Origin of the sequence: Pseudoclavibacter caeni (assembly GCF_008831125.1) — a bacterium.
Lineage (GTDB): Bacteria > Actinomycetota > Actinomycetes > Actinomycetales > Microbacteriaceae > Pseudoclavibacter_A > Pseudoclavibacter_A caeni.
Genome location: NZ_WBKA01000001.1, coordinates 65756 through 89763, shown reverse-complemented (window position 1 = coordinate 89763; position 24008 = coordinate 65756). Strand labels below are relative to the sequence as shown.

23 protein-coding genes and 1 tRNA gene are annotated in these 24008 nt (G+C 71.4%); 13 read left to right on the top strand and 11 right to left on the bottom strand.

All coding sequences use genetic code 11. The annotated features are described in order from the left end of the window. Nucleotides 1-48: 48 nt before the first annotated feature. Together F8O02_RS00445 and F8O02_RS00440 are read right to left on the bottom strand one after the other, a co-directional pair. Complete coding sequence (locus F8O02_RS00445) at nucleotides 49-618, bottom strand: DUF805 domain-containing protein (RefSeq protein WP_158035228.1); 570 nt, start codon at nucleotides 616-618, stop codon at nucleotides 49-51. 218 nt (nucleotides 619-836) lie between these two features. Then, nucleotides 837-909 (bottom strand) — tRNA-Lys (locus F8O02_RS00440). 183 nt (nucleotides 910-1092) lie between these two features. Between F8O02_RS00440 and F8O02_RS00435 the strand changes: the two genes are divergently transcribed. The 4 genes from F8O02_RS00435 to F8O02_RS00420 all read left to right on the top strand — a co-directional run bounded on the left by F8O02_RS00435 (nucleotide 1093) and on the right by F8O02_RS00420 (nucleotide 5597). Beyond that, on the top strand, nucleotides 1093-2802 hold the full coding sequence (locus F8O02_RS00435) for a SulP family inorganic anion transporter (protein ID WP_158035227.1): 1710 nt from the start codon (nucleotides 1093-1095) through the stop codon (nucleotides 2800-2802). An 80-nt stretch (nucleotides 2803-2882) separates the two neighbouring features. Further along, entirely contained in the window at nucleotides 2883-3449 is a 567-nt protein-coding gene (locus F8O02_RS00430) for a MarR family winged helix-turn-helix transcriptional regulator (RefSeq protein ID WP_158035226.1), read from the top strand. Continuing rightward, complete coding sequence (locus tag F8O02_RS00425) at nucleotides 3446-4831, top strand: MFS transporter (RefSeq protein WP_158035225.1); 1386 nt, start codon at nucleotides 3446-3448, stop codon at nucleotides 4829-4831. Before F8O02_RS00430 ends, F8O02_RS00425 begins: the two co-directional genes overlap by 4 nt. Nucleotides 4832-4970: 139 nt before the next feature. Continuing rightward, nucleotides 4971-5597, top strand: coding sequence for a DNA-directed RNA polymerase subunit beta (locus tag F8O02_RS00420; protein WP_158035224.1), 627 nt, complete (start codon nucleotides 4971-4973; stop codon nucleotides 5595-5597). Nucleotides 5598-5733: 136 nt separating this feature from the next. Here the strand turns inward: F8O02_RS00420 and pstB are convergent, their stop codons facing one another. From pstB to F8O02_RS00385, 7 genes are all read right to left on the bottom strand, one after another. Then, complete coding sequence (gene pstB / locus F8O02_RS00415; protein WP_158035223.1) at nucleotides 5734-6513, bottom strand: phosphate ABC transporter ATP-binding protein PstB; 780 nt, start codon at nucleotides 6511-6513, stop codon at nucleotides 5734-5736. A gap of 115 nt (nucleotides 6514-6628) precedes the next feature. Further along, on the bottom strand, nucleotides 6629-7729 hold the full coding sequence (gene pstA / locus F8O02_RS00410) for a phosphate ABC transporter permease PstA (protein WP_158035222.1): 1101 nt from the start codon (nucleotides 7727-7729) through the stop codon (nucleotides 6629-6631). Beyond that, on the bottom strand, nucleotides 7729-8808 hold the full coding sequence (pstC, locus tag F8O02_RS00405; RefSeq protein WP_225734038.1) for a phosphate ABC transporter permease subunit PstC: 1080 nt from the start codon (nucleotides 8806-8808) through the stop codon (nucleotides 7729-7731). Before pstC ends, pstA begins: the two co-directional genes overlap by 1 nt. A gap of 53 nt (nucleotides 8809-8861) precedes the next feature. Next, nucleotides 8862-9968: a phosphate ABC transporter substrate-binding protein PstS gene (pstS, locus tag F8O02_RS00400; RefSeq protein ID WP_158035221.1), complete on the bottom strand. Its 1107-nt coding sequence runs from the start codon at nucleotides 9966-9968 to the stop codon at nucleotides 8862-8864. A gap of 273 nt (nucleotides 9969-10241) precedes the next feature. Next, on the bottom strand, nucleotides 10242-11195 hold the full coding sequence (locus tag F8O02_RS00395; protein ID WP_158035220.1) for an NUDIX hydrolase: 954 nt from the start codon (nucleotides 11193-11195) through the stop codon (nucleotides 10242-10244). Next, a complete protein-coding gene (locus tag F8O02_RS00390) occupies nucleotides 11192-13411 on the bottom strand; it encodes an RNA degradosome polyphosphate kinase (RefSeq protein ID WP_158035219.1) in 2220 nt (739 codons plus the stop codon). Before F8O02_RS00390 ends, F8O02_RS00395 begins: the two co-directional genes overlap by 4 nt. Nucleotides 13412-13594: 183 nt before the next feature. Continuing rightward, on the bottom strand, nucleotides 13595-14266 hold the full coding sequence (locus tag F8O02_RS00385; protein ID WP_225734037.1) for a winged helix-turn-helix transcriptional regulator: 672 nt from the start codon (nucleotides 14264-14266) through the stop codon (nucleotides 13595-13597). Nucleotides 14267-14456: 190 nt separating this feature from the next. Between F8O02_RS00385 and F8O02_RS00380 the strand changes: the two genes are divergently transcribed. From F8O02_RS00380 to F8O02_RS00370, 3 genes are read left to right on the top strand one after another with little or no spacing between them, the layout of a single operon-like run. Continuing rightward, nucleotides 14457-15107, top strand: coding sequence for an FABP family protein (locus tag F8O02_RS00380; RefSeq protein ID WP_158035218.1), 651 nt, complete (start codon nucleotides 14457-14459; stop codon nucleotides 15105-15107). Next, nucleotides 15104-16180, top strand: a complete 1077-nt coding sequence (gene ygfZ, locus F8O02_RS00375) for a CAF17-like 4Fe-4S cluster assembly/insertion protein YgfZ (protein WP_158035217.1) — start codon at nucleotides 15104-15106, stop codon at nucleotides 16178-16180. Before F8O02_RS00380 ends, ygfZ begins: the two co-directional genes overlap by 4 nt. A 9-nt stretch (nucleotides 16181-16189) precedes the next feature. Continuing rightward, on the top strand, nucleotides 16190-16945 hold the full coding sequence (locus F8O02_RS00370; RefSeq protein WP_158035216.1) for a phosphoglyceromutase: 756 nt from the start codon (nucleotides 16190-16192) through the stop codon (nucleotides 16943-16945). A 56-nt stretch (nucleotides 16946-17001) separates the two neighbouring features. Here the strand turns inward: F8O02_RS00370 and phoU are convergent, their stop codons facing one another. Further along, entirely contained in the window at nucleotides 17002-17664 is a 663-nt protein-coding gene (phoU, locus tag F8O02_RS00365) for a phosphate signaling complex protein PhoU (protein WP_158035215.1), read from the bottom strand. A 152-nt stretch (nucleotides 17665-17816) separates the two neighbouring features. On the opposite strand from phoU, the gene F8O02_RS00360 reads away from it, so the two are divergent. Together F8O02_RS00360 and F8O02_RS00355 are read left to right on the top strand one after the other, a co-directional pair. After that, a complete protein-coding gene (locus F8O02_RS00360) occupies nucleotides 17817-19004 on the top strand; it encodes a sensor histidine kinase (RefSeq protein ID WP_158035214.1) in 1188 nt (395 codons plus the stop codon). A gap of 59 nt (nucleotides 19005-19063) precedes the next feature. Then, a complete protein-coding gene (locus tag F8O02_RS00355) occupies nucleotides 19064-19750 on the top strand; it encodes a response regulator transcription factor (protein ID WP_225734036.1) in 687 nt (228 codons plus the stop codon). 78 nt (nucleotides 19751-19828) lie between these two features. Here the strand turns inward: F8O02_RS00355 and F8O02_RS00350 are convergent, their stop codons facing one another. Further along, nucleotides 19829-20389 (bottom strand): hypothetical protein, encoded by a 561-nt coding sequence (locus F8O02_RS00350; protein ID WP_158035213.1) that lies wholly within the window; start codon nucleotides 20387-20389, stop codon nucleotides 19829-19831. A 161-nt stretch (nucleotides 20390-20550) separates the two neighbouring features. On the opposite strand from F8O02_RS00350, the gene F8O02_RS00345 reads away from it, so the two are divergent. The 4 genes from F8O02_RS00345 to rlmB are packed head-to-tail and all read left to right on the top strand — an operon-like array spanning nucleotide 20551 to nucleotide 24004. Beyond that, nucleotides 20551-21033 carry a CarD family transcriptional regulator gene (locus F8O02_RS00345; RefSeq protein ID WP_158035212.1) on the top strand — a complete coding sequence of 161 codons (483 nt, stop codon included), beginning with the start codon at nucleotides 20551-20553 and terminating at the stop codon, nucleotides 21031-21033. Next, on the top strand, nucleotides 21030-21566 hold the full coding sequence (gene ispF, locus F8O02_RS00340; RefSeq protein WP_158035211.1) for a 2-C-methyl-D-erythritol 2,4-cyclodiphosphate synthase: 537 nt from the start codon (nucleotides 21030-21032) through the stop codon (nucleotides 21564-21566). The genes F8O02_RS00345 and ispF overlap by 4 nt, the downstream gene beginning before the upstream one ends. A 10-nt stretch (nucleotides 21567-21576) precedes the next feature. Beyond that, the gene (gene cysS / locus F8O02_RS00335; RefSeq protein WP_158035210.1) at nucleotides 21577-22998 is read left to right on the top strand and encodes a cysteine--tRNA ligase; all 1422 of its coding nucleotides are present in this window, start codon (nucleotides 21577-21579) and stop codon (nucleotides 22996-22998) included. Beyond that, nucleotides 22991-24004, top strand: a complete 1014-nt coding sequence (rlmB, locus tag F8O02_RS00330) for a 23S rRNA (guanosine(2251)-2'-O)-methyltransferase RlmB (protein WP_158035209.1) — start codon at nucleotides 22991-22993, stop codon at nucleotides 24002-24004. The genes cysS and rlmB overlap by 8 nt, the downstream gene beginning before the upstream one ends. Nucleotides 24005-24008 lie beyond the last annotated feature (4 nt).

Genomic DNA, 24008 nt, shown 5'->3' with positions numbered 1-24008 from the left:
GCGTGCTCACCTCGTCGCGCCGTCAGCCGGTGGGCGAGACGAGACGGGTCAGCGGACGCCGCCGCGGGCTGGGCGGTCGAAGCGCACGCCGCCGGGCCTCGAGTCGAGCGCGAGCAGCACGATTACGATGATGCCGCCGACGATCGGGATGAGGGTGAGGAAGTAGAACCCGCCCGAGCGGTCGGTGTCGTGCAGCCGTCGCCAGACGAGCCCCAGCGAGGGCAGGAACGTGACCAGGGCATACAGCGCGAGCAGGGTGTAGCCGAGACCGGCGAGCGGCCCGGTCGTCTGCGTGGTGCTGTACGCGCTGTAGGCAGAGGCGCCGGTCGTCGTGGTGCCCAGATCGATGAGGAACTGCAGCACGACGCTGACGCCGACGTTCAGCAGCGCGACCCACCAGAACTCGCTGCGGCTCGCCCGGCCGGAGAAGTTCACGTAGTTGAGCAGCCAGCGGGTGATCGCCTGGGGGAAGGTCGCGCCGTACAGGGGCAGCGTCAGATCGTTCGGGTCGGTCGTGCCACGGGACGGCCCACCCTGCTGCCCGTACTGGGGCTGCCCGTACTGGGGCTGCCCGTCGGGCTGGCCCTGATGGCCGGGGTTCGGCGGCGGGGTGGTCATGGTGTCCTCCGGTTCGGGTTGACGCTCTGGTGGAGAGGGGACGACGTGGCTCCCCGCGGCTCGTCAGCGGTCGGCCGGGGCGGCGCGATGCGCGAGCACGGACGCGTTCCGATCTCGTCAGGCGTCCATCGGCTGCACGGCCCTGAGACGGCCGGTGACGGCGGCGATGCTGAGGCTCTGCCCGGGCGTGACCCCCGGGGAGAGAACCCCACGATCAGTGCCCCCCGTGGGTTTCGATCCCACTACCCGCGGATTAAAAGTCCGCTGCTCTTCCGATTGAGCTAGAGGGGCTCGGCGTGCTCGTCGCGCCGAGACCCATTCTGCCACACCATACTCGTGCCGTCGCCGATCTCCGGGGTGCGGCGGCGGCACATGAAAACATGTACGTGTCGTACCATTCCAGTGACGCCTCTTTCCGGCGTCGACGCGGCGCTGCGTCGACCAGCGCGACGATCCACCGTCCGGAGAGGCCTCATGACGACCGACACCCCCGCGTTCCGAACCCGTCTGGCGGCGCTGCTGCCCGGCCCGAAGGATCTTCGGGACGCCCGCCGCGCGCCACTGACCGATCTGCTGGCCGGGGTCACCGTCGCCGTCGTCGCGCTGCCGTTGGCCCTCGCCTTCGGCGTCGCCTCCGGGCTGGGGGCGGCGGCCGGGCTGACGACCGCGGTGATCGCCGGCATCGTCGCCGCGGTCTTCGGCGGCAGCAATCTGCAGGTCAGCGGGCCCACCGGCGCGATGACGGTCGTGCTGCTGCCCATCATCGCCCAGCATGGTGCGGGCGGTGTGCTCATGGTCGGGGTGATGGCCGGGTTGGTGCTGGTCGTGGTCGCCTTCACCGGAGCCGGCAGATACGTGCAGATGCTGCCGGCCTCGCTGCTCGAGGGCTTCACCGCCGGCATAGCGGTGGTGATCGCGCTGCAGCAGGTGCCCAGCCTGCTGGGGGTCGAGGTGCCCGTTCACGAGCAGGTGCTGGCCACCGCCTGGGATGCGCTGATGCGATGGATCGCAAGTCCCACCTGGATCGAGCCGGCGATGGCGCTGGGCACCGCGGTCGCCATCCTGACGCTGAACCGCCTGCGCCGCGGCCTGCCCTGGCCGCTGCTGCTGGTCGTCGTGCTCACCGCGCTCAGCTGGATGCTCGGGCTGCAGACGGCCCGCATCGGCGCGCTGCCCGCCGGGCTGCCCGCCCCGTCGGGCGACTTCCTCGACTGGGGCGTGCTGGGGTCGCTGGTGCCCAGCGCCGTCGCCGTGGCGGCGCTCGGCGCGCTGGAGAGCCTGCTCAGCGCCAGCGTGGCCGACGGCATGACCGTGGGCGAGCAGCATGACCCTGACCGGGAGCTGTTCGGCCAGGGGCTCGCCAACATCGTCGTGCCGTTCTTCGGCGGCGTGCCCGCGACCGCCGCCATCGCCCGCACCGCGGTCAACGTCCGCGCCGGTGCACGCTCGCGCACCGCCGCCGTCACGCATTCGCTCGTGCTACTGGTCGTGGTGCTGGTCGCTGGGGCGGTGGTCGGCGAGATCCCGCTGGCCGTGCTCGCGGGAGTGCTGCTGGCCACCTGCGTGGGCATGGTGTCGATGCCCACCGTGCGCGCCACGGTCCGCGCCACCCGCGGGGACGCCTGGGTCTTCCTCGCCACGTTCGTCACCACGGTCGCGATCGACGTCATCACCGCGGTGATAGTGGGGTTCGCCCTGGCCTCGCTGCTGACGCTCAAGGCCGTCTCGGACAGCGCGCAGGTGCGCCGCCAGCATCTCGATGACGACGGCGTGGCCCGTGAGCTCCCGACCGCCAGCGCGGCGGACTTCGAGCGCGAGCGCGAGCTGCAGCGGGAGCGTATCGTGCCCTATCGGCTGGAGGGCCCGCTCTTCTTCGGGGTCGCCCGGCGGTTCCTGGTCGATCTGACCGCGATCGACCAGACGCGGGTGGTCATCCTGCGCATGGGACATCTGAGCGCCGTGGACGCCACCGGTGCGCAGGCGATCGGCGAGGCCGTCGCCGAGCTGCGCGAGCGGGGCATCGTGGTGATGCTCTCGGCGGTGCGTCCGGGGCATGAGCGGGCGCTCCGCCAGGTGCCCGGCCTGCGGCGTCTCTGGGACGACGGACGGGTGTTCGACACCACGCCCGAGGCGATCGCGGCGGCGCAGCGGCTCGTGCGCGAGGAGGCTGAGCCCGGCGCCTGATCGAGGGCATGCCAGCGTCGGGGCGGGCCGATACCGACCTCGATTCCCTTAGCCTCGTTAATGACCTAGGATGAGGGCTCATGCCCCCCACCTCTCGTCATTCCGGCGGTCCCCGCCCATCCGCCGTGCTCCCCGCGGGGCCGGCGGCCAGCCCGACCGCGCCCCAGGACAGCCCGGCCGGAGCGCCGGGGGATGCATCCACCGACCTCGCAGACCGGCTGCGTCTCGCCGTGGCCAGACTGAACCGACGGCTGCGGCAGGAGGGAACGGACGCGGTGACCCCCGCGCAGCTGACCGCGCTGCTGCTGCTCGACCGCTGCGGCGAGCTGCCCCTCGCCGGGCTCGCCGAGCGGGCCATGGTGAGCTCGCCGTCCATGAACCGCACTCTCGCCCAGCTCGCCGAGCGGGGGCTGGTCGACCGGCACCCGTGTGTGGCGGATGGGCGAGTGGTGCTCACCACCGTCACCCCGGCGGGGCGGACGGAGGCGATGCGTGCCAGACGGCGGCGGGATGCGTGGCTCGCCGGGCGTCTCGCCGAGCTCGGTGCTGACCGGCGGGCGGAGGTGGAGCGCGCCGTCACCCTGCTGGAGGCGCTCGCCCCGACGCCGGGAGAGAGCGTCGGGCGAGGGAGCGAGGCCCGGGGATGAGCGCCGTCTTCCGCTCGCTCGCCGTCCGCAACTACCGGTACTGGTTCGCCGGCGCGCTGGTGTCGAACATCGGTGCGTGGATGCAGCGCACCGCCCAGGACTGGATCGTGCTCACCGAGCTGACCGACCATGACGCCGCGGCGGTGGGCGTCGTCACCGCGCTGCAGCTCGGCCCGCAGCTCGTGCTCACCCCGGTCGCCGGCATGGTCAACGACCGATTCGATCGGCGCCGTGTGCTCCTCGTCACCCAGGCGCTCATGGGGGTGCTCGCCTTCCTGCTCGGAGCGTTCGTGCTGCTCGGGCATCCGACGCTGTGGCATCTGTACGGGTTCGCGCTCGCGTTGGGCATCGTCAGCGCGTTCGACACCCCGGTGCGCCAGACGTTCGTGAGCGATCTTGTGCCGCGCGATCTGGTGGGCAACGCGGTGGCGCTCAACTCGACGTCGTTCAACCTCTCCCGACTGGCCGGCCCGGCCATCGCCGGCCTCCTGGTCGCCGCCGTGGGCTCGGGGTGGGTGTTCCTCATCAACGGGGTGACCTTCGTCGCGGTGATCGCCGCGGTGCTCGCGATCCGGCCGGACGAGCTGATCGGCTCCGGTGCGCCCAGGGCCCGCACGACCCGGAGGGTCGGCTTCCTCGACGGGCTGCGGTATCTGCGCGACCGCTCCGACCTGCGGCTGGTCATGGTCATGGTCTTCATCATCTCCACCCTCGGCTTGAACTTCCCGGTGGTGCTCTCGGCGATGGTCACGCTCACCTTCCACCAGCAGGCCGAGGTCTACGGGGTGATGTCATCGGTGATGGGTGTGGGATCCCTCACCGGCGCCCTGCTCAGCGCGGCGCGGTCGCGTCCCCGGCTGCGCACGATCGTCGGCGGGGCGCTGGGATTCGGCCTCGCGTCGATCGGGGCTGCGGTCGCTCCCGGGCTCGGCACGTTCGCCATCGCGCTCGTCGTGCAGGGCATGTTCGTCCTGACGATCCTCGCCAGCGCGAACGGCTTCGTGCAGCTCGGCTGCGCCCCGGCCGTGCGCGGCCGGGTGATGGCCGTCTACATGGCCGTGCTCATGGGCGGCACGCCGATCGGGGCGCCCTTCGCCGGTTGGGTGGCCAACACGTTCGGTCCCCGCTGGGCCATGGGCGTGTCGGCGATCGCCGGGCTCAGCGCCGTCGGCGTGGCGGCCTGGTGGCTGTTCCTCACCCGGGGCGGGCGTCTCCACCGGGATCCCGAGGGCGGACTGCGGCATCCGCTCGTGCTCGACCTGCCGGACGAGCCGGGCGCCACCCCGGAGCCGATCACCCAGCCCATCGCGACGATGACGACGGAGATCGCGGTCATCGACACTGATGCCCTGCGCGGGCGGCGCCGGGGCGACCCCAGGTGACGTCCCGCCGGAGGGATGCGGGGTGTGTGCCTGCCCAGACGGCCGCAGACGGCGCTCGCGGCCGCGCGCACGGTCATCCCTCTCCCAGCGTTCGCCGCGGGCGGAAGGTCGCGGCCGCAGGGATCGATACACTGATCCGGTGCGTGAACATCATCGGCCGGTCCTGTTCGGCGAGGGGCAGTTCGAGCGCCTCGTCGGCGCCCCGGACCCCGCCGTCACGCACCGCATCGCCCACGAGACGGCGCGCACGCTGCTCTCACGCGCCCGAGGCGAGGCGGATGAGAACGTCCTCAAGCGGCTCACGCACTACACCGACGAGCACGGGCTCGAGACGATCGCCGAGCTCTGGGCGGCGTCGGCTTCGGACACCCTGCCGGGCGTGCTGTGGCGGGTGTGGGTGCTGCGCGCGCTCGTCATGTCACGCACCATGGAGATGACGGCGCTGTACGACCTCGGCGTGCGCAGGCTACCCACAGCCGATCCGATCGTGACCGGGCTCGGCGTGCCGGCCGGGGTGCTCGAGGTGCAGGACTTCACCGAGCGGGTGCTGCGGGGTGTGTTCAGCGGCGACATGCACCTCGCGCTCATGCGAGCCGCGGCGTTCTGCATGGTGGTGGCGTCCGGGTGCCTCGAGCACGCGGACGCGGTCGATGCGACGTATCCCGAGGTCGCCCGTCGACTGGCCGAGCAGGCCGGCAGGCTGACGGACATGGCCAGGGTGCTCCGTCGCGGGGCTGCGCTGTGGCAGCGAGATGCGCTAGAGTGACAACGCTCTCCGCGTGAGGGCCGGCCAGGTCGTGTAACCCCGGGCTCCAACTTCTGCCGCTTCGAGCGGCCTTCCGCCGAGAGGCGTTCGCGGCCTGGCCGTTTCTTCTCCCCCTGCTCGACGTCTCGGCAGCCGATCAGCCGAAGCGGCCCGAGATGTAGTCCTCGGTCTCCTTCTTCGTCGGATTCGAGAACATCTTCCGGGTGTCGTCGTACTCGATGAGCCGGCCGGGCTTGCCGGTGCCGGCGATGTTGAAGAAGGCCGTCCTGTCGGAGACACGTGAGGCCTGCTGCATGTTGTGGGTGACGATCACGATCGTGTAGTCGCTCTTGAGCTCCTCGATGAGGTCCTCGATCGCGAGCGTCGAGATGGGGTCGAGCGCGGAGCAGGGCTCGTCCATGAGCAGCACGTCGGGGCGCACCGCGGTCGCACGGGCGATGCACAGGCGCTGCTGCTGGCCGCCGGAGAGCCCGGATCCCGGTGCGTCGAGGCGGTCCTTGACCTCGTTCCAGAGGTTCGCGCCGCGCAGATTCTGCTCGACGATGTCGTCGGCCTCCGACTTGGAGATCCGGCGGTTGTTGAGCCGGATGCCCGCCAGCACGTTCTCTCGGATCGACATGGTGGGGAAGGGGTTGGCGCGCTGGAAGACCATGCCGACCTGGCGACGCACGAGCACGGGGTCGACCTCGGGAGCGTACAGGTCGTCGCCGTCGAGCAGCACCTGCCCCTCGACGTGTGCGCCCGGGATCACCTCGTGCATGCGGTTGAGCGTGCGCAGCACGGTCGACTTGCCGCAGCCGGACGGCCCGATGAACGCGGTGACCGAGCGGGGCTCGATGTCGATGCTGACGTCGGCGACCGCGCGGAAGTCGCCGTAGAAGATGTTGAGATCCCGAGTCTCGATGCGCTTGGCCATGTGGTTCCCCTGTGTGTTCGTGCCGCTCGTGGGCGGTGTGGTGTGGACGGGTCGGTGCGGTGGGGCCGCGGTGGTGCGGGTCAGGCTGCTGTGCCGGGTGCCGCGGATGTGTCGCTCATCGCATCCCCTTCGGGCGCAGCGCGCGCGAGGCGATGCGGGCGATGAGGTTGAAAATGACGACGAGGATGACGAGCAGCAGAGCCGCACCCCAAGCGGCGGCGTTCGAGGCGGCGATGTCGGAGCTGGGGAACTTGTAGCCCGTGTACGCCATCACCGGCAGGGTCTGCATGGGCCCGTCGAACGGATTCGCGTTGAAGTTGTCGGTGAAGCTCGCGGCCATGAAGATCGGGGCGGTCTCGCCGATCACCCGGGCGATGGCGAGCATCACGCCGGTGATGATGCCGGCGATCGCGGTCGGCAGCACCACGCGGGTGATCGTCACGAACTTGCTCGTCCCGAGGGCGAGGGACGCCTCGCGCAGGTCGGCGGGGACGAGCCGCAGCATCTCCTCGCTCGATCGCACGACCGTGGGGATCATCAGCACGCACAGGGCGATGGCGGCGGAGAACCCGCTGAAGGCCTTCGGGCCGACGATGAGACTGAACAGCGAGAACGCGAACAGGCCGGCGACGATCGAGGGGATGCCCGTCATCACATCGACCAGGAAGGTCACGGTGCGGGCCATCCACTGGTTCGGGCGAGAGTACTCGACCAGATAGATCGCGGTGAGGATACCGATCGGCACCGAGATCACCGTCGCGATGCCGGTGATGATGAGCGTGCCCACCGTCGCCTGCAGCGACCCGGTGACCGTCTCGACCATGAAGGTCTTGGGATCGTACGCCGAGTGCGTCGCCTGGCTGATGAACGTCCAGTTCAGCTGGCCGATCCCGTTGACGATCACGGTCCACAGCGTCGAGATCAGCGGGATGATCGCCAGGGCGAAGGCGATGGTCACGAGCGTGCGCACGATGCGGTCCACCGCACGCCGGCGTCCCTCGACGACGCCGGAGGCGATGCCGATGGCGATCAGCTGGATGACGGTGGCGAACACGATCCAGCCGATGACGCTGAAGCCGGCGCCGGCGGCCGCGCCGAGTCCGAGGATGGCCGCGGAGACGGCCGCGCTGGCGAGCCAGAGCCACAGCTCGTTGCGGCGGGGCAGCTGTCCGGCGACGAGCGACCGGACGGTCGGGGCGGTGGTGGTCTGCGACATCAGGCGGTCTCCTCGACGGTGGTGCGGCGACGCCGCCGGGCGGCGATGCGGCGGGACAGCTCTCCGGTGGCGATGAGCCGGGCGATGATGTTCACCGCCAGAGACACCGCGAAGAGCAGCAGGCCCGTGCCGATGAGGGCCCGGCGCTGCAGGTCATCGGCGATCGGGAAGTTCAGGGCGATGTTCGCGGCGATCGTCTGCGAGTTCTCGCCGTCGGTGAGGATGCGCAGCGAGTAGACGAGGTTCGGGCTGATGATCATCGCCACGGCCATCGTCTCGCCGAGTGCGCGGCCGAGGCCGAGCAGGATCGCGCTGATCATGCCGCTGCGGGCGTGAGGAAAGACCGCCAGACGGATCATCTCCCATTTGGTCGCGCCCAGGGCGAGCGCCGCCTGCTCCTGCAGCGGCGGGGTCTGCAGGAAGATCTCGCGGGTGATCGAGGTGATGATCGGGATCACCATGACCGCCAGCACCACGGCGCCGGCCAGCATCGTCGAGCCCGTCGAGGTGACGGCGCCGGAGAAGAGCGGGAACCAGCCCATGTGCGCGTTGAGCCAGTCGGACATGGGGATGAGCAGTGGGCGGATGACGATGATGCCCCACAGGCCGAACACGATCGAGGGCACTGCGGCGAGCAGGTCGACGAGGTAGCCGAGCGAGCCGGCGAGCCGGCGGGGCGCGTAGTGCGAGATGAACAGCGCGATGCCGATCGAGATCGGGGTGGCGATGATCAGCGCCAGGAACGCTGACCACAGCGTGCCCCAGACGAGCGGGCCGACGTAGCTCCAGAAGCTGTCGTAGCCCTGGGTGACGCCCTGGGCGAGACTGGTGGCTTGCCAGTCGGCGGTGATCGCCGGGATGGCCTGGATGATGAGGAAGAGGGCGACGCCGGCGAGGATGACCATGATCATCCCCGCCGCGCCGGTGGAGAGCCCGAGGAAGACCCGGTCAGAGGTTCGGGCCCCTCCTGAGGTGAGCGTCGTGTCGTGGACCGTGGTGGCCCGTCGACGTGCGGCGCCGGTCTGCCGGCTGGCGGCCCCGTGCCGGTCGGGGCCGTTCGATGATGTGCTGGTGTTCACGAGAGCCTTCACGGATCACGAGCCGGGGTCGCCAGCTCGACAGAGGGACGGGGTTACTTGATGGCCGAGATCGCGTCGGCGAGCTTCGACTGGTACTCGTCGGGCAGCGGTGACGACTTCGCGTTGGCCGCAGCGGCCTGCTGGCCCTCGGAGCCGGTGATGAACGACAGGTACCCCTTGGTCAGCTCGGCTTTGGCGGAGTCCTTGAACACGCTGCAGGTGATCGCGTAGCTGAGCAGCGGGATCGGGTAGGTGTCCTGCGAGGTGAGCTTGGTGTAGTCGATCTTCACCGTCATGTCGTTCGCGACGCCGGAGCGGGGAGTCAGCTCCGCGCCGGTGCCGAACGCCTTGGTCACCGCGTCCTGCGAGAACGCCACGCTGCCGCCGTCGACGCTGATCGAGGCGGAGCTCAGGTCGCCGATGGCGCTGTGATCGGCATAACCGATCGTGCCGTCGCCGGCCTTGACCGTGTTCACCACGCCGGAGCCGCCCTGCTGGGCGCTCGCGTTCTCCGTGGAGATCTCCGTGGGCCACTTCGTGCCGGGCTTGTACGTCCAGACGGAGGGCGCCACCTGGCTGAGGTAGTTCGTGAAGTTGGCGGTGGTGCCCGAGCCATCCGACCGGTTGACCGTCGTGATCGCCTTCGAGGGCAGGGTCGCGTCGGGGTTCAGCGCCTTGATCGCGGGGTCGTCCCACTGGGTGATCTGCTTGGCGAAGATCTTCGCGATCGTCTCGCCGTCGAGCTTCAGATCGTCGACGCCGTCGAGCTTGTAGATGATCGAGACGCCGTCGAGATAGACCGGCAGGTTGATGGGATCGCCGCCGTCGCCGCAGGCGGCCTTCGCGGCCGTGTACTGCTCGTCGGTGAGCGCGGCGTCCGACCCCGCGAAGTCGTAGCTGCCGTTGGTGAAGTTCGTCACGCCGCCGCCCGAGCCCTGGGACTTGTCGTAGTTGATGGTGACGCCGGAGTTCGTCGCGGTGAACGCGGAGGTCCACGCGGCCTGGGCGTTCGCTTGGGCGCTCGAGCCGCCGGCGGTGATCGTGCCGCTCAGCGAGCTGGTCGAGGAATCGGAATCGGAGCCGGCCGAGGAGCACGCGCTCAGCGCGATGGCGGCGATGCCGAGCAGGCTGGCGGCCTGGATGAGGCGGGTCTTCTTCACTGGTGAACCCTTTCAGGTGTGGTGCGAGTCGTCGGCCGCAGTCGCTCCGCGGCCGGTCGATTCACAACGTAGGCAGCGAGGATGACCGGGAGCCCACGTGATGTTGAACACGAGGTGAACGGGGAGGGAGGTCGGCTCCCGGCGTGCGGGCGGACGCCGCCACCGTCTCCGTGCGGCCTGCTCCGGGGGCGACGCCTCCGGCGCCGGCGCGGCGAACCGCTCGACGCCGGCCGCGTCGTGGGTCGGCGTCGAGCCCGTGGGCGGGGTGCGGCGCTATGCGGCGTCCTCGTCGAACGGGGTGTAGGTCGCCGTGGTGACGAGCTCCAGAGGGCGCTCCGGGTCGTCCGTGCGGGCGATCTGCACGATGACGGTCTGCGCCGGGGCCAGCGTCGCCTGTGCGACGAGCCTGGCCCGGGCCTCCTCGTCGAGCACGCTGCCGATCGCGGAGAGCACCGCGGGCAGCACCGGCCGGTGGGAGCACACGAGCGTGCTGCGGCCCTCGCGGGCCAGACCGGCGATGAACCGCTCCGTCGCGGCCGGATCCGCCGCATACGCGCTCTCGGTGAGCGTCTCGGCGGTCACGGGGGCGAGGTCGTGGACGGACGCGTAGGGGGCGATGGTCTGCACGCAGCGGGCCCAGGGGCTCGTCACGACCCGGTCGAACGTGCCCCAGCAGGCCAGCAGCGGCGCCAGATGGGCCGCCTGCCGCCCGCCGTGCTCGGTCAGCGGCCGTGTGGTCTCACCCTTGCCCCAGTCGGCGCGGGAGACCGCCTTCGCGTGTCGCAGCACGGCGAGCGTGAACGTGGGCCGGTCGAGGGCGGGCAGCATCGCCTGCAGCCGGTCGAGCAGCTCGTGGTCGAACGCGTAGCTGAGCAGGCGGCGGGCCTCCGGGAACGGCAGCCACAGCAGCTCGTCGACCTCGTGGTTCGGCGCGAAGCGCTTCAGGCTGGCCTTCACCTGGCCGTCGTCGACGTGGGCTGTCCAGTAGTGAACGACCTTCGGCCGGCTGCCGACCTTGTAGTGCACCTCGCCGAGGTAGGGGCCCAGCGCGGTGCGCAGCCGGGTCTCCTCGCCCAGCTCGCGGATCGCGGTCTCGGGCACGGACTCACCGGGATCCAGCTTGCCCTTCGGGAACGAGTAGTCGTCATGCGCCGCGCGGTGGATCACGAGGATGTAGGGCTCCCCGGCGATCCGCCGCCAGCACAGCACCCCTGCGGCGACGATCATTTGCGCTTCGCCCGCGCCTGCTGCTTGCGCTGCTCGGCGATGTGCTGCAGCTCCTCCTGCACGTCGAGCAGCGGACGCCCCTCGGCGTCGCGATGGTGCCGGGTCCACACGCCGTCCTGACCCAGGTGCCAGGAGGAGGTCGTGTCGGCCAGGCCCATCTCGAGCAGCTCGGTCAGCTCGCTGATCTGAGCGGGGTCGGTGATGCGCACGAGCGCCTCGACCCTGCGGTCGAGGTTGCGGTGCATCATGTCGGCGCTGCCGATGTAGACGGTCGGGTCTCCGTCGTTGGCGAACCAGAATACACGCGAGTGCTCAAGGAACCGGCCCAGCACGCTGCGCACGGTGATGTGCTCGCTCAGCCCGGGCTCACCGGGGCGCAGGGCGCAGATGCCGCGCACCCACACCTCGACCTCGACGCCGGCGCGGCTCGCCCGGTACAGCGAGTCGATGACCTGCTCGTCGACCAAGGCGTTGACCTTGATGCGGATGCGTGCCGGCCGGCCCGCCTGCGCGTGGGCGATCTCGCGGTCGACGAGCTCGATCAGCCCGCTGCGGATCGTCTTCGGCGCGACGAGGAGCCGCTGGTACTCCGACTCGGCCGAGTAGCCGGAGAGGTGGTTGAACAGCCGGCCGAGGTCGTCGCCGACGTCGGTGCTCGCGGTGAGCAGGCCGAGATCCTCGTACAGGCGCGCGGTCTTGGGGTTGTAGTTGCCGGTGCCGACGTGGCAGTAGCGCACCAGCCGGCCCTCCTCCTCGCGCACGGCGAGCGAGAGCTTGCAGTGGGTCTTCAGCCCGACCAGGCCGTAGACCACGTGCACGCCCGCGCGCTCGAGCTTGCGGGCCCACGAGATGTTGTTCGCCTCGTCGAAGCGCGCCTTGATCTCGACGAGGGCGAGCACCTGCTTGCCGGCGTCGGCGGCGTCGATGAGCGCCTGCACGATCGGGCTGTCACCCGAGGTGCGGTACAGCGTCTGCTTGATGGCGAGCACCTGGGGGTCGGCGGCCGCGTGCTCTAGGAACGCCTGCACGCTCGTCGCGAACGACTCGTACGGGTGGTGCAGCAGGATGTCCTGCTTGCGGATCGCCCCGAAGAACTCGGCGTGCTGGTCGGGCTCAATGTCCTGCAGGTACCGGTTCGTCACGGGCACCGCGACCGGGTAGTGCAGCTCGGGACGCTTGATGCCGGCGATGGCGAACATCCCGGTGAGGTCGAGCGGCTCGGGCAGCTTGTAGACGTCCTCGTCCTGGACGCCGAGCTCGCTGATGAGCAGCTCCAGCACGGCCGGGTTGATGTCGCTGGCGACCTCGAGGCGCACCGGCGGGCCGAAGCGGCGGCGCAGCAGCTCCTTCTCGAGCGCCTGCAGCAGGTTCTCGGCCTCGTCCTCGTCGACCTCGAGATCCTCGTTGCGGGTGACGCGGAAGGTGTGCGACTCGACGACCTCCATGCCGGGGAACAGCTCGTCGAGGTGGGCGGCGATGAGCTCCTCGAGCGGGACGAAGTGCGTCTGCTCCTCGCCCGTGTCGCCCACGCGGATGAACCGGGGCAGCGACTGGGGCACCTTGACCCGGGCGAACTCGCGCTTGTCCGTGGCCGGGTTGCGCACGATCACGGCGAGGTTCAGCGACAGCCCCGAGATGTAGGGGAACGGGTGGGCCGAGTCGACCGCCAGCGGCGTGAGGATCGGGAAGACCTTCTCGTCGAAGTAGCGGCGCAGGCGCTCCCGCGTCGCGGCGTCGAGGTCGGCGAAGTGCGTGATGCCGATGCCCACGCGCTCGAGATCCGGCAGCACCTTGTCGTGCAGGATCGCCGCCTGGCGCTCCTGCAGGCGGTGCGCCTCCGCGGAGATGGCGCTGAGCAGTTCGAGCGGCGCGTACCCGCTGACCGCGGGCACGGCGATGCCGAGGGCCACCCGGCGCTTTAGGCCGGCGACGCGCACCATGAAGAACTCGTCGAGGTTGCTGGAGAAGATGCCCAGGAAGGAGGCTCGTTCCAGCAGGTACAGGTCGGGGTCGTCGGCGAGCTCCAGCACGCGCTCGTTGAAGCGCAGCCAGGACAGCTCGCGATCGAGGTATCGGTCCGCGGGGAGGATGGCGTCATCCTCCGGCGTGCTCGTGCTCGTCGTGCTCGGGCGCTCCTCGGCCTGTTCCTCGCCGTTCCCCTGGGGTCCCCTGCGCGATCTGCTCGTCCGTGTGTTCTGCTGTGACGATTCGCTCATTCTCTGATTATCTCACCTGCGTGTGAACGTCTCGTGAATCCGCGCCGGAGCGTCACCGGGAGCGCGCGGCGGCGTCCGCGGGATGCGCGCCGCGGGGCGGCCGGGCGTCGGGATCGTGCCGTGGCGTCCGTCGTCACCGCGTGGCGCGGGCGTCCACAAGAGACGTCCGGGCCGCCCGCGGGGTCACTCCGCGCCCGGCTCGACCGGGTTGAACCGGTAGCCGACGTTGCGCACGGTGCCGATCAGCGAGTCGAGGTCGCCGAGCTTCGCGCGCAGGCGCCGCACGTGCACGTCGACGGTGCGGGTGCCGCCGAAGTAGTCGTAGCCCCACACCTCGCTGAGCAGCTGCTCGCGGGTGAACACGCGGCCCGGGCGGCCGGCGAGGAAGCGCAGCAGCTCGAACTCCTTGTAGGTGAGGTCGAGCGGCTTGCCATTGATCTTGGCCGAGTAGCTCGCCTCATCGATGACGAGCCCCGCGGCACGGATCACCGAGGGACGCTCGTCGAGGGCCTCGTCGACGTGGCGGCGGCACAGCCGGATGCGCGCGTCGGTCTCGGCCGGCCCGGCGTCGGCGAGGATGAAGTCGGACATGCCCCAGTCGACGCTCAGCGCGGCGAGCCCGCCCTCGGTGACGACGAGCAGGATCGGCACGACCAGGTGCGAGGCGGCCGCCAGCGAGCAGAACTGCCGCGCCCCGGCGAGGTCGCCGCGGGCGTCGAACAGCACGACGTCAGCGTCAAGACAGGCCATGATGCTGTCCTGAGAGGGCTCGACCGTCGTGATCTGATGGCTGAGCAGTCCCAGCGCGGGCAGCACGCCGTCATCGGTGGTGGTGAGTACGACGAGCTTGGACACGCACGACCCTTCCCTCGCGAAAGTTAGCCCCATCATAGACGGGCGGGCGCCGCACACCGGTAGACTGTCGGCATGGACGGAATCGTTGCTCTCGAGATCTTCTTCGTCGGCCTGCTGACCCTCGCCACTGCGGCCATCGCCTTCGTCGGCGTCACCGTGCTCGTCAAGCTGTTCAAGGGACAGCGCTGACGTGTTCGACATCCCGGAGGGGCTTCCCGCCGAGGTGAACCCCCTGTGCTGGCTGCTGGGCGTCTGGGAGGGCACCGGCGTGGTCAGCTACGGCTCGGACGACGACCATGTCGAGTTCGAGTTCGGGCAGCGGGTGAGCTTCACCGATGAGGGGCTGCCGCACCTGCACTACAACGCGTACTACTGGCTTCTCGACGACGAGCGCACCCCGCTGACGACCGAGACGGGGTACTGGCGCCTCGCCGCCGAGCCACGGCCCGAGGACCACGGCCCGGCGCTGCTGCCGGGGAGCGCCCTCGCCGCCGCCGGCGGCGCCGCCGCCCCGCGCACGATCGAGGACGTCGACCGGCTGCGCGGCGAGCAGGGCTTCCCGCTCGAGGTGAGCATCGTGCACCCGGACGGCATCAGCGAGCTCTACCTCGGCGCCGTGAACGGCCCGCGCATCCAGCTCGGCACCGACGCCGTGCTGCGCCCCGCCGACGCCCGGCTGTACACCGCCGCCGAGCGCATGTACGGCCTCGTCGAGGGTCAGCTCATGTGGGCGTGGGACGTCGCCGCGCTGGGGCACCCCCTCGCCTCGATGGCCTCCGCGGTGCTCGTGCGCCGCGGGGCTGACGACCCGGTCGCCGGCGCGGAGTCCACGGGCCGATGACCCTCGAGCCACGCCAGCTCGGCGATCCGCTCGGTGAGCAGCGTCGGCTCGCGGCCGGGCGCGCCGTGCTCACGATCCCCACCCGCGACGTCGTGCGGGTGACCGGGCCGGATCGGCTGCGCTTCCTGGACGCCCTGCTCTCCCGGCGGGTGGAGACCGTCGGTGACGGCGGCGAGGCGCTGCTGCTCGACGCAGCCGGCCACATCGTCCTCGCCCTGGGCGTGCTCGTGCGCGAGGACGCGGTGCTGCTGCTGCCCGACCGCGGCCGTGCCGTGCAGGCGGTCGACTGGGTCGGCCGCATGCGCTTCATGCTGCGCGTCGAGGCGCGGGACGAGACGGACCAGTGGGACCAGATCGGCTGGTTCGCCCCCTGGTCGCAGGACGGCGCGGAGCCACCCGCCTGGGTCGCGGGGATCACCCGCCTGGCCGCGGCCGTCTGGGTCGATCCGTGGGCCGTCGCCCGGCCCGACGGCTGGCAGTACTCCGCGGCGACGGTGGGCGACCGCGCGGCGTGGACCTGGCGCATCGCCCTCACCCCGGTTGCCGAGCGCACCGCGGTGCGCGACGTGCTCCGCGAGGCGGGCGTGGGCCGCGCGGGCGGCGACGCCTGGCAGGCGCTGCGGATCGCCGCGGTCCGGCCGCGGCAGGCCGACGACGTCGACGAGCGGACGATCCCGCACGAGCTCGACTGGCTGCGCACCGCGGTGCAGCTGGACCGCGGCTGCTATCCCGGGCAGGAGACTGTCGCCAAGGTGCACAATCTCGGGCATCCGCCGCGCCGGCTCGTGCTGCTGCAGCTGGAGACCGCTGACGTGTGGGTCGAGCATGGCGACCCCGTCCTCCTCAACGGCGCCGAGGTCGGCCGGGTGACCGCCGGCGGCGTGCACTGGGAGATGGGCGGGGTCGCGCTCGCCGTTGTGCGCCGCACCGTCCCCGCTGGCGCATCCATCGAAGTGCGCCACGGCGACGAGACGCTGCAGGCGGCCCAGGAGATCGTCGTTCCCGCGGAGGCCGGCGGCCTCGCCGCCGACCGCGTGCGCGAGCTGCGCCGGGCCCGGCGCGCGGCCCGGTAGACTGGTGGCATGACTGAAGACACTCGCACCCTGGTGCTGCTGCGCCATGGCAACAGCGAATGGAACCGACGGAACCTGTTCTGCGGCTGGGTCGACGCCGACCTCTCCGAGCAGGGTGTCGCCGAGGGCCGGCACGCCGGCGAGTTGCTGGCCGAGGCCGGCGTGCTGCCGGATGTCGTGCACACCTCCGTGCTGCGGCGCGCGATCCGGACGGCGAATCTCGCCCTGGACGCGTGCGATCGGCACTGGATCGCCGTGCGCCGCTCCTGGCGGCTCAACGAGCGGCACTACGGCGCGCTGCAGGGCAAGAACAAGACCGAGATCCGCGAGAAGTACGGCGAGGAGCAGTTCATGACCTGGCGGCGCTCCTACGACGTGCCGCCGCCCGCGATCGCCGATGACGACGAGTGGTCGCAGGCCGCCGACCCGCGCTACGGGCTGCTCGAGTCCGTGCCGCGCACCGAGTGCCTCAAAGACGTGCTCGGCCGCCTGCTGCCGTACTGGCAGGATGCGATCGTGCCGGATCTCGCCGCCGGGCGCACCGTGCTCGTCACCGCGCACGGCAACTCGCTGCGCGCGCTGGTCAAGCACCTCGATCGCATCCCGGACGACGAGATCTCGAGCCTGAACATTCCGACGGGCATCCCGCTCGTCTACCGGCTCGACGCCGAGCTGCGCCCGGTCGTGCCGGGCGGGGAGTACCTGGATCCGGAGGCCGCCGCCGCGGGCGCCGCCGCGGTCGCCGCCCAGGGCCGTCAGGGCTGAGGCCGTCGCACACGACCGCGGGCCGCGGGTGATCGTCGATCACCCGGCCCGCGTCGTCAGTCCTCGGCGTCCTCGCCGGTCTCCCAGTCGCCCGTGGCCAGGTAGGTGACCGTCTTCGCGATGTTCACCGCGTGGTCCGCGAACCGCTCGTGGTAGCGGCTGGCGAGCGTGACGTCGACGGTGTCGAGGGCCTCGTTGTGCCAGTCGTCGGAGAGCACGGTGTCGAACACGTGCTTGTGCAGGGCGTCGACCTGGTCGTCGGTGGCGCGGATGTCCTCGGCGATCGCGAGATCCTGCGTGCGCAGCAGCTCGGTCACCCTCCGCGCCACCGCGACGTCGAGCGCGCCCATGCGGGCGAAGGTCTCGCGCAGGTCGCCGGGCACGACCCGGTCGGGGAAGCGATACCGGGCGAGCTGGGCGATGTGCGCGGCGAGGTCGCCCATCCGTTCCACCGACGAGCTGATCCGCAGCGTGCTCACGACCGTCCGCAGGTCGCGGGCGACGGGCTGCTGCTTGGCGAGGATCGTGATCGCGAGCTCGGTGAGGTCGCTGGCGAGCTCGTCGATGCGGTCGTCGCCGCCGATCACCTCCTCGGCGAGGTGGATGTCGGACTCGTTGAACGCGATGACCGCGCGGTCCACGGCCTCGGCGACGAGGGTCGAGATCTCGACCAGACGGTCCTGGACCTCTCTGAGCTCCTGCTGGAAGACGATGCGCACGGATCTCCTCTGGTTGCGGTGCTGGCAGTCAGCCCGATCCTTGCGGCGCCGGGTGAACAACGGGTGACCAGCGGCTGAACGCCGATGGGCGGGCAGTTTACCATGGGGCCAGTGCCCGGAGCGCACTGGTCGGCCACGCTACGCTGGAGGGCATGGGACTCTGGGCGGTGATCCTCGGCGTGCTCGTCGGCGTGGTGATCGGCGGGGTCGGCGGGTTCCTCCTCTTCCGCTCGTGGCGACGCGGCCAGACGAGCCGCACTCTGGTGGCGCAGACCCTGCCCGACGGCGTCGTGCAGTCGCTGGCGGCGCTGCCGTTCCCCGCGTTCGTGGTCAACGCGTCCAACGAGGTGCTGCTGACCACACCCACGCTCGACGCGCTGCGCCTGGTCGACGGTCGGCGGGTGCTGCTGCCGGAGATCACGGCCGACATCGACGAGGCCCGGAGCACGGCCAGCCCGCTCACCGAGCGGCTCGTGCTGCACCGGGGACGTGGCGAGCGCGCCGACCGGCACGTCACCGTGCACGTCTCCGTGCTCGGCAACCGCTACATCCTCGTCGTCGTGGAGGACCGCACCCGCGCGGTGCTCGCCGAGACGATGCGACGGGACTTCACCGCCAACGTCAGTCACGAGCTCAAGACCCCGATCTCGGCCGTGCTGCTGCTCGCCGAGGCGATCCACGACAGCGCGGACGATCCGGAGGCGGTGCGGCACTTCGCCGACCGGCTCGGCGAGGAGGCGGACCGGCTGCGCAGGATGGTCGGCGGCATCCTCGCGCTCAGCCGCATCGAGAGCGAGCTGGACGAGCCTGAGACGTTCGCGCCCGTGGACCTGCGAAGCATCGTCGACGGTGCGGTCTCGGCCACCGGGGTCGCCGCCGAGGGCCGGAACATCAGCGTGACCGTGCGCACACAGGGCGACCTCGTCGTCCGCGGCGACGCCGACGCGCTGGAGTCGGCGGTGACGAACCTGCTGTCGAACGCGATCGAGCACTCGCCGCACGGCGCCGACGTCGGGGTGCAGGCGACCGGCGACGCCGACGGGGTGACCGTCATCGTCTCGGACCAGGGAGAGGGCATCCCCAAGGCGAAGCAGGAGCGTGTGTTCGAGCGCTTCTACCGGGTGGACCCGGCCCGCTCGCGCGAGTCCGGCACGGGCGGCACCGGGCTCGGCCTCAGCATCGTCAAGCACGTGGCGTTGCGCCACGGCGGCAGCGTGAGCCTGTGGTCGAAGGTCGGGGTCGGCTCGAGCTTCACCCTGCGGCTGCCGCGCGAGCAGGCGGCCGACGTGCTGGCCAGCGAGCCGGATGCCGATCGATCGCGTGCCGTGGTGGTGCGCTGAACGGCATGCTCATGACGGAGGGCCCGGCGGGCGGAGACAGATCGAATGGAGGAGACGGCGTGACGCATCTGCTGCTGGTGGAGGACGCCGAGGCGATCAGCGAGCCTCTGGCGTTCCTGCTGCGACGCGAGGGGTACGAGGTGACGGTCGTCGAGGACGGGGTGAAGGCCCTGGCCTCCTTCGACGCCCGGCGGCCGGACCTGGTGCTGCTGGACCTCATGCTCCCCGGGCTGAGCGGCATGGAGGTCTGTCGGCAGCTGCGGTCCGGCTCGGACGTGCCCATCATCATGCTCACGGCGAAGGACACCGAGCTCGACACCGTGCTCGGGCTCGAGGCCGGCGCCGACGACTACGTGACCAAGCCCTACTCGTCGCAGGAGCTGCTCGCCCGCATCCGCGCGGTGCTGCGCCGGGTCGGCGGGGAGGGCGACGAGACCGCGGAGACGGTGCTGCACGCCGGCGGGGTGACGATCGACCTCGACTCGCACGTGGTGCGGGTCGACGGGCGGGAGACCTATCTGCCGCTGAAGGAGTTCGAGCTGCTGACGTACCTGGCCGAGAACGTCGGGCGGGTGCTCACCCGCGGGCAGCTGATCGACCAGGTGTGGGGGCCGGACTACTTCGGCGACACGAAGACCCTCGACGTGCACGTGAAGCGGATCCGCTCGAAGATCGAGGCCGATCCGCGGCACCCGGCCCGGCTGGTGACCGTGCGGGGGCTCGGCTACAAGCTCGAGGACGTCTGAGCCGAGGATGCGGCGGAGGTCCCGCAGGGGAGGGTCGTCTCGTCGGGGCGGGTCGCGTCGGTCGGGCTCGACCGACGGTCAGGCCGCGGGGGTCGCCGAGGTGCGCGCGAGGGTCGAGGCGTCGGGCTCGGCGGTCGCGCCGAACTCCTCGCTCTCGGCGCTGGCGCTGGCCGAGGCCGGGGCGCTCGGGACGAGCGTCGAGTACTCCGCCAGGTCGCCGCCGATGATGGGGATCGTCTTGTCGGACTCGGACTGCCCGGCGGCGGTGGCCGTCGCGGTCAGGGTCGCGCCGGGCTGCGCGCCGAGGTCGGCGAGCACGGTGTCGGTCTGCTCGAGATCGATCGGCGTGTGTGCGTCGACCGTCCAGTGCAGCGGATCCTGACCCTCGATGGTCAGGGTGACGTCGCGCGCGGTGTCGCTCGTGGTGGAGACCTGACCGATCAGCCGACCCCGCTCGCCCTGGTCGTCGGCGACGAGGGCGATGTTGTCGAGCTTGACGTCGCCGACGCTGATCACGATGCCGTCGGAGGCGTTGTAGCTGCGCTCCGTGGCCACCGGGGTGACGAAGGCGCAGCCTGATGTGCCGGCTGCGACGCTGGCGACGATGACGGCGGCCAGGGATGCTCTGCGAATGCTCACGTTTCCTCCGCGGTAATGCCACGCCGCTGCACGCGGCGGGAGTTCTGGACGTACCCGCACAGTCTATCGCGATTCTGTGCATCACTCGTCACGGTGGATGGGCTATGGTTGAATCGATCCCCTCTGTGCTATCCTTGCCCTCTACGGAGGGCGATTCACACATGCGTTTTGAAGTCGGCGAGGTCGTCGTGTACCCCCACCATGGTGCCGCGAAGATCACCGAGGTGAAGAACCGGACGGTTCGTGGCGAGGAGAAGCTCTACCTCACTCTCGAGGTGAAGCAGGGCGATCTGAAGATCCAGGTGCCCGCGGAGAACGTCGAGGAGGTCGGCGTCCGCGACGTGATCGACGAGAAGGGCCTCGAGAAGGTGTTCGCGGTGCTGCGCGAGCCGTTCACCGAGGAGCCCACGAACTGGTCCCGGCGGTACAAGGCGAACGTCGAGAAGCTCGCCTCGGGTGATGTCATCAAGGTCAGCGAGGTCGTGCGCGATCTGTGGCGCCGTGACCAGGATCGCGGCCTGTCCGCGGGCGAGAAGCGGATGCTCGTCAAGGCCCGCCAGATCCTCGTCTCCGAGCTCGCGCTTGCCGAGAAGACCGACGAGGAGCACGCCGGCCAGCGGCTCGACGAGGTGCTGGCCTCCTGAGCGCGCCGGCCGCACCCGCGTCACGCGCCGACTGGCCGGAGATCCGCACCGGCATCGCCGCTGACGTCCACGCGTTCGCCGTCGACGATCCGGGGCCGCTGCGCCTGGCCGATCTCGACTGGGCGGGCGCGCCCCGACTCTCGGGGCACAGCGACGGCGACGCCGCGCTGCACGCGATCTGCGACGCCCTGCTCTCCGCCGCCGGCCTCGGCGACATGGGGGAGCACTTCGGTGTCGACCGCCCCGAGCACGCCGGCCGCCGCAGCGCCGACTTCCTCGCCGCGACGCTGCGGATGGTGCGCGACGCCGGCTGGAGCGTGATGCACGTGGCCGTGCAGGTCGTCACCAGGCGTCCCCGCATCGCCCCGCGCCGTCGCGAGGCCGAGGCGCGCCTGACCGAGCTCGTCGGCGCGCCCGTGTCGTTCGCCGCGACCACCACCGACGGGCTGGGCGCGCTCGGCGAGGGGGACGGTCTGCTCGCGCAGGCCGTGGCCACGCTCGTCCGCCCCGGCGACCCGGCCCGGCCCGCGTAGACTGTCTCGCGTGACGATCCGGCTCCACGACACCAGAACCCAGACGCTGCAGGACCTGCGACCCGTGCATCCGGGGCGCGTCGGCCTGTACGTGTGCGGCCCGACGGTGCAGTCCGCCCCGCACATCGGGCACCTGCGCTCGGCGCTCGTGTACGACATCATGCGCCGCTGGCTCACCGCCTCCGGGTACCGGGTGACGCTCATCCGCAATGTCACCGACATCGACGACAAGATCCTCGCCGGCGCGGCCGGCACCGCGGAGCCGTGGTGGGCGCTCGCCTACCGTGTCGAGCGGGAGTTCGCCCACGCCTACGACCGGCTGGGGGTGCAGCCGCCGACCTACGAGCCGCGCGCGACGGCGAACATCCAGCGGATGATCGACCTGATCTCCCGGCTCGTCGAACGCGGCCACGCCTACCCGGCCGCCGACGGCAGCGGCGACGTCTACTTCGACACCGCGTCCTGGCCCGCCTACGGTGAGCTGACCCACCAGCGGCTGGAGGACATGGCCGACGCGGCCGACGCGGACCCGCGCGGCAAACGCGACCCCCGCGACTTCGCCCTGTGGAAGGGCCGCAAGCCCGACGAGCCCGAGGACGCCTCGTGGACGTCGCCCTGGGGGCGCGGGCGGCCCGGCTGGCACATCGAGTGCTCGGCCATGTCGACCGCCTACCTCGGCGAGACCTTCGACATCCACGGCGGCGGGCGCGACCTGCGCTTTCCGCACCACGAGAACGAGCTGGCCCAGTCCGCCGCGGCGGGCTACGGGTTCGCGCGCATCTGGGTGCACAACGGCCTGGTGTCGGTCGGCGACCAGAAGATGAGCAAGTCATTCGGCAACTCCGTGTTCGCCGCCGACCTGCTCGACCGCGCCCCCGCGCAGGCGGTGCGCTATCTGCTCGGCTCGGCGCAGTACCGGTCGACGCTCGAGTACTCCCCGGCCGGGCTCGACGAGGCCCGGCACACGGTGGAGCGCATCGACGCGTTCCTCGCCCGCGCCGCGTCCGAGGGCGCCGTGCCGACGCCCGCGACGGTCACCCGCGACGACGTCCCGGCGGAGTTCGCCCGGGCGATGGACGACGACCTCAACGTGCCGCGTGCGCTCGCCGTGGTGCACGAGCGGGTGCGGCAGGGCAACGCGGCGCTCGCAGCGGGCGATCGGGACGCCGCGGTCGCCGCGGCGGACGCGGTGGGCGCGATGCTGCGCGTGCTCGGCCTGCACCCGGACGCGTTCGCGCGGCAGGGGCGCGCGGACGACGCGGCGACGCAGGCGCTCGACCGGCTCGTCGCCGAGCGGCTGGACAGCCGGGCCCACGCCCGCGCGGCACGGGACTTCACCACCGCCGACCGCATCCGCGACGAGCTCGCGGCGGCCGGGGTGCGGATCGACGACACCCCGGACGGGGCGAGATGGAGCGTGGACGATGACTGAGGGACGTCGACCCGGCGCGGGGCGCCGGAAGCGGAAGGCACCGGCGGCGGGATCCGGCGGCCAGGGACGGCGCCGGCTGGAGGGGCGCGGGCCGACCCCGCGCGCCGAGGATCGGCCGCATCACCCCGCCGCGCGGGCGCGGGAGCGCGCCGAGCGGCAGGCGGCCGCGGCACCCCGGCCGCGACACCAGCAGACCGAGCCGGCCTCGCGCGGCGAGCGGCGCCCGACCGTGCACAAGCGGCGCGGCACCGAGGTGATCGGCGGCCGCAACGCGGTCGTCGAGGCGCTCGCCGCGCGGGTGCCCGCAACCACGCTGTACGTGGCCGAGCGGGTCGAGGCCGACGACCGCGTGCGTGACGCGCTCTCGCGGGCCGCGGGCCGCGGCATCCCCGTGCAGACCGTGACTCGGGCCGAGCTCGACACCCTCGTCGGCGAGGGCGCGGTGCATCAGGGCATCGCCCTGCAGATCCCGCCCTACCGATACGCGACCCTGCAGCAGATCGTCGCCGGGGCCCGGGAGCACCGCGGCCGGTCCGCGGCCGCCCCGCTCGTCGTGGCGCTCGACGGGATCACCGACCCGCGCAACCTCGGGGCGATCATCCGCTCGGCGGCCGCGTTCGGCGCCGACGGCGTGATCATCCCCGAGCGGCGCAGCGCCGGGGTGACCGCGGCGGTGTGGAAGACCTCCGCCGGCGCCGCGCTGCGCACCCGGGTCGCGATGGTGCCGAACCTCACCCGGGCGCTGCGCGAGCTGAAGCAGGAGGGGCTGTTCGTCATCGGCCTCGACGGCGGCGGCCGCGTGTCGCTGCCCGGGCTGGAGCTCGCCACCGAGCCGCTCGTGATCGTCGTCGGCTCCGAGGGGAAGGGGCTCTCGCGGCTCGTCGGCGAGACCTGCGACGAGATCGTGTCCATCCCGATCGTCAACGGGGTGGAGAGCCTCAACGCCGGGGTGGCGGCGGCGGTTGCCCTCTACGAGGTGGCGCGCGACCGGGGCGCCGCGGGCTGAACCG

Coding starts and splice junctions, on each gene's coding strand:
- pstB (WP_158035223.1), bottom strand. CDS start 6,513: ATGGCCAAGCGCATCGAGACTCGGGATCTCAACATCTTCTACGGCGAC.
- pstA (WP_158035222.1), bottom strand. CDS start 7,729: ATGTCGCAGACCACCACCGCCCCGACCGTCCGGTCGCTCGTCGCCGGA.
- F8O02_RS00435 (WP_158035227.1), top strand. CDS start 1,093: ATGACGACCGACACCCCCGCGTTCCGAACCCGTCTGGCGGCGCTGCTG.
- F8O02_RS00445 (WP_158035228.1), bottom strand. CDS start 618: ATGACCACCCCGCCGCCGAACCCCGGCCATCAGGGCCAGCCCGACGGG.
- F8O02_RS00430 (WP_158035226.1), top strand. CDS start 2,883: ATGCCCCCCACCTCTCGTCATTCCGGCGGTCCCCGCCCATCCGCCGTG.
- F8O02_RS00425 (WP_158035225.1), top strand. CDS start 3,446: ATGAGCGCCGTCTTCCGCTCGCTCGCCGTCCGCAACTACCGGTACTGG.
- ygfZ (WP_158035217.1), top strand. CDS start 15,104: ATGACCCTCGAGCCACGCCAGCTCGGCGATCCGCTCGGTGAGCAGCGT.
- F8O02_RS00370 (WP_158035216.1), top strand. CDS start 16,190: ATGACTGAAGACACTCGCACCCTGGTGCTGCTGCGCCATGGCAACAGC.
- F8O02_RS00395 (WP_158035220.1), bottom strand. CDS start 11,195: ATGATCGTCGCCGCAGGGGTGCTGTGCTGGCGGCGGATCGCCGGGGAG.
- F8O02_RS00390 (WP_158035219.1), bottom strand. CDS start 13,411: ATGAGCGAATCGTCACAGCAGAACACACGGACGAGCAGATCGCGCAGG.
- rlmB (WP_158035209.1), top strand. CDS start 22,991: ATGACTGAGGGACGTCGACCCGGCGCGGGGCGCCGGAAGCGGAAGGCA.
- F8O02_RS00360 (WP_158035214.1), top strand. CDS start 17,817: ATGGGACTCTGGGCGGTGATCCTCGGCGTGCTCGTCGGCGTGGTGATC.
- F8O02_RS00345 (WP_158035212.1), top strand. CDS start 20,551: ATGCGTTTTGAAGTCGGCGAGGTCGTCGTGTACCCCCACCATGGTGCC.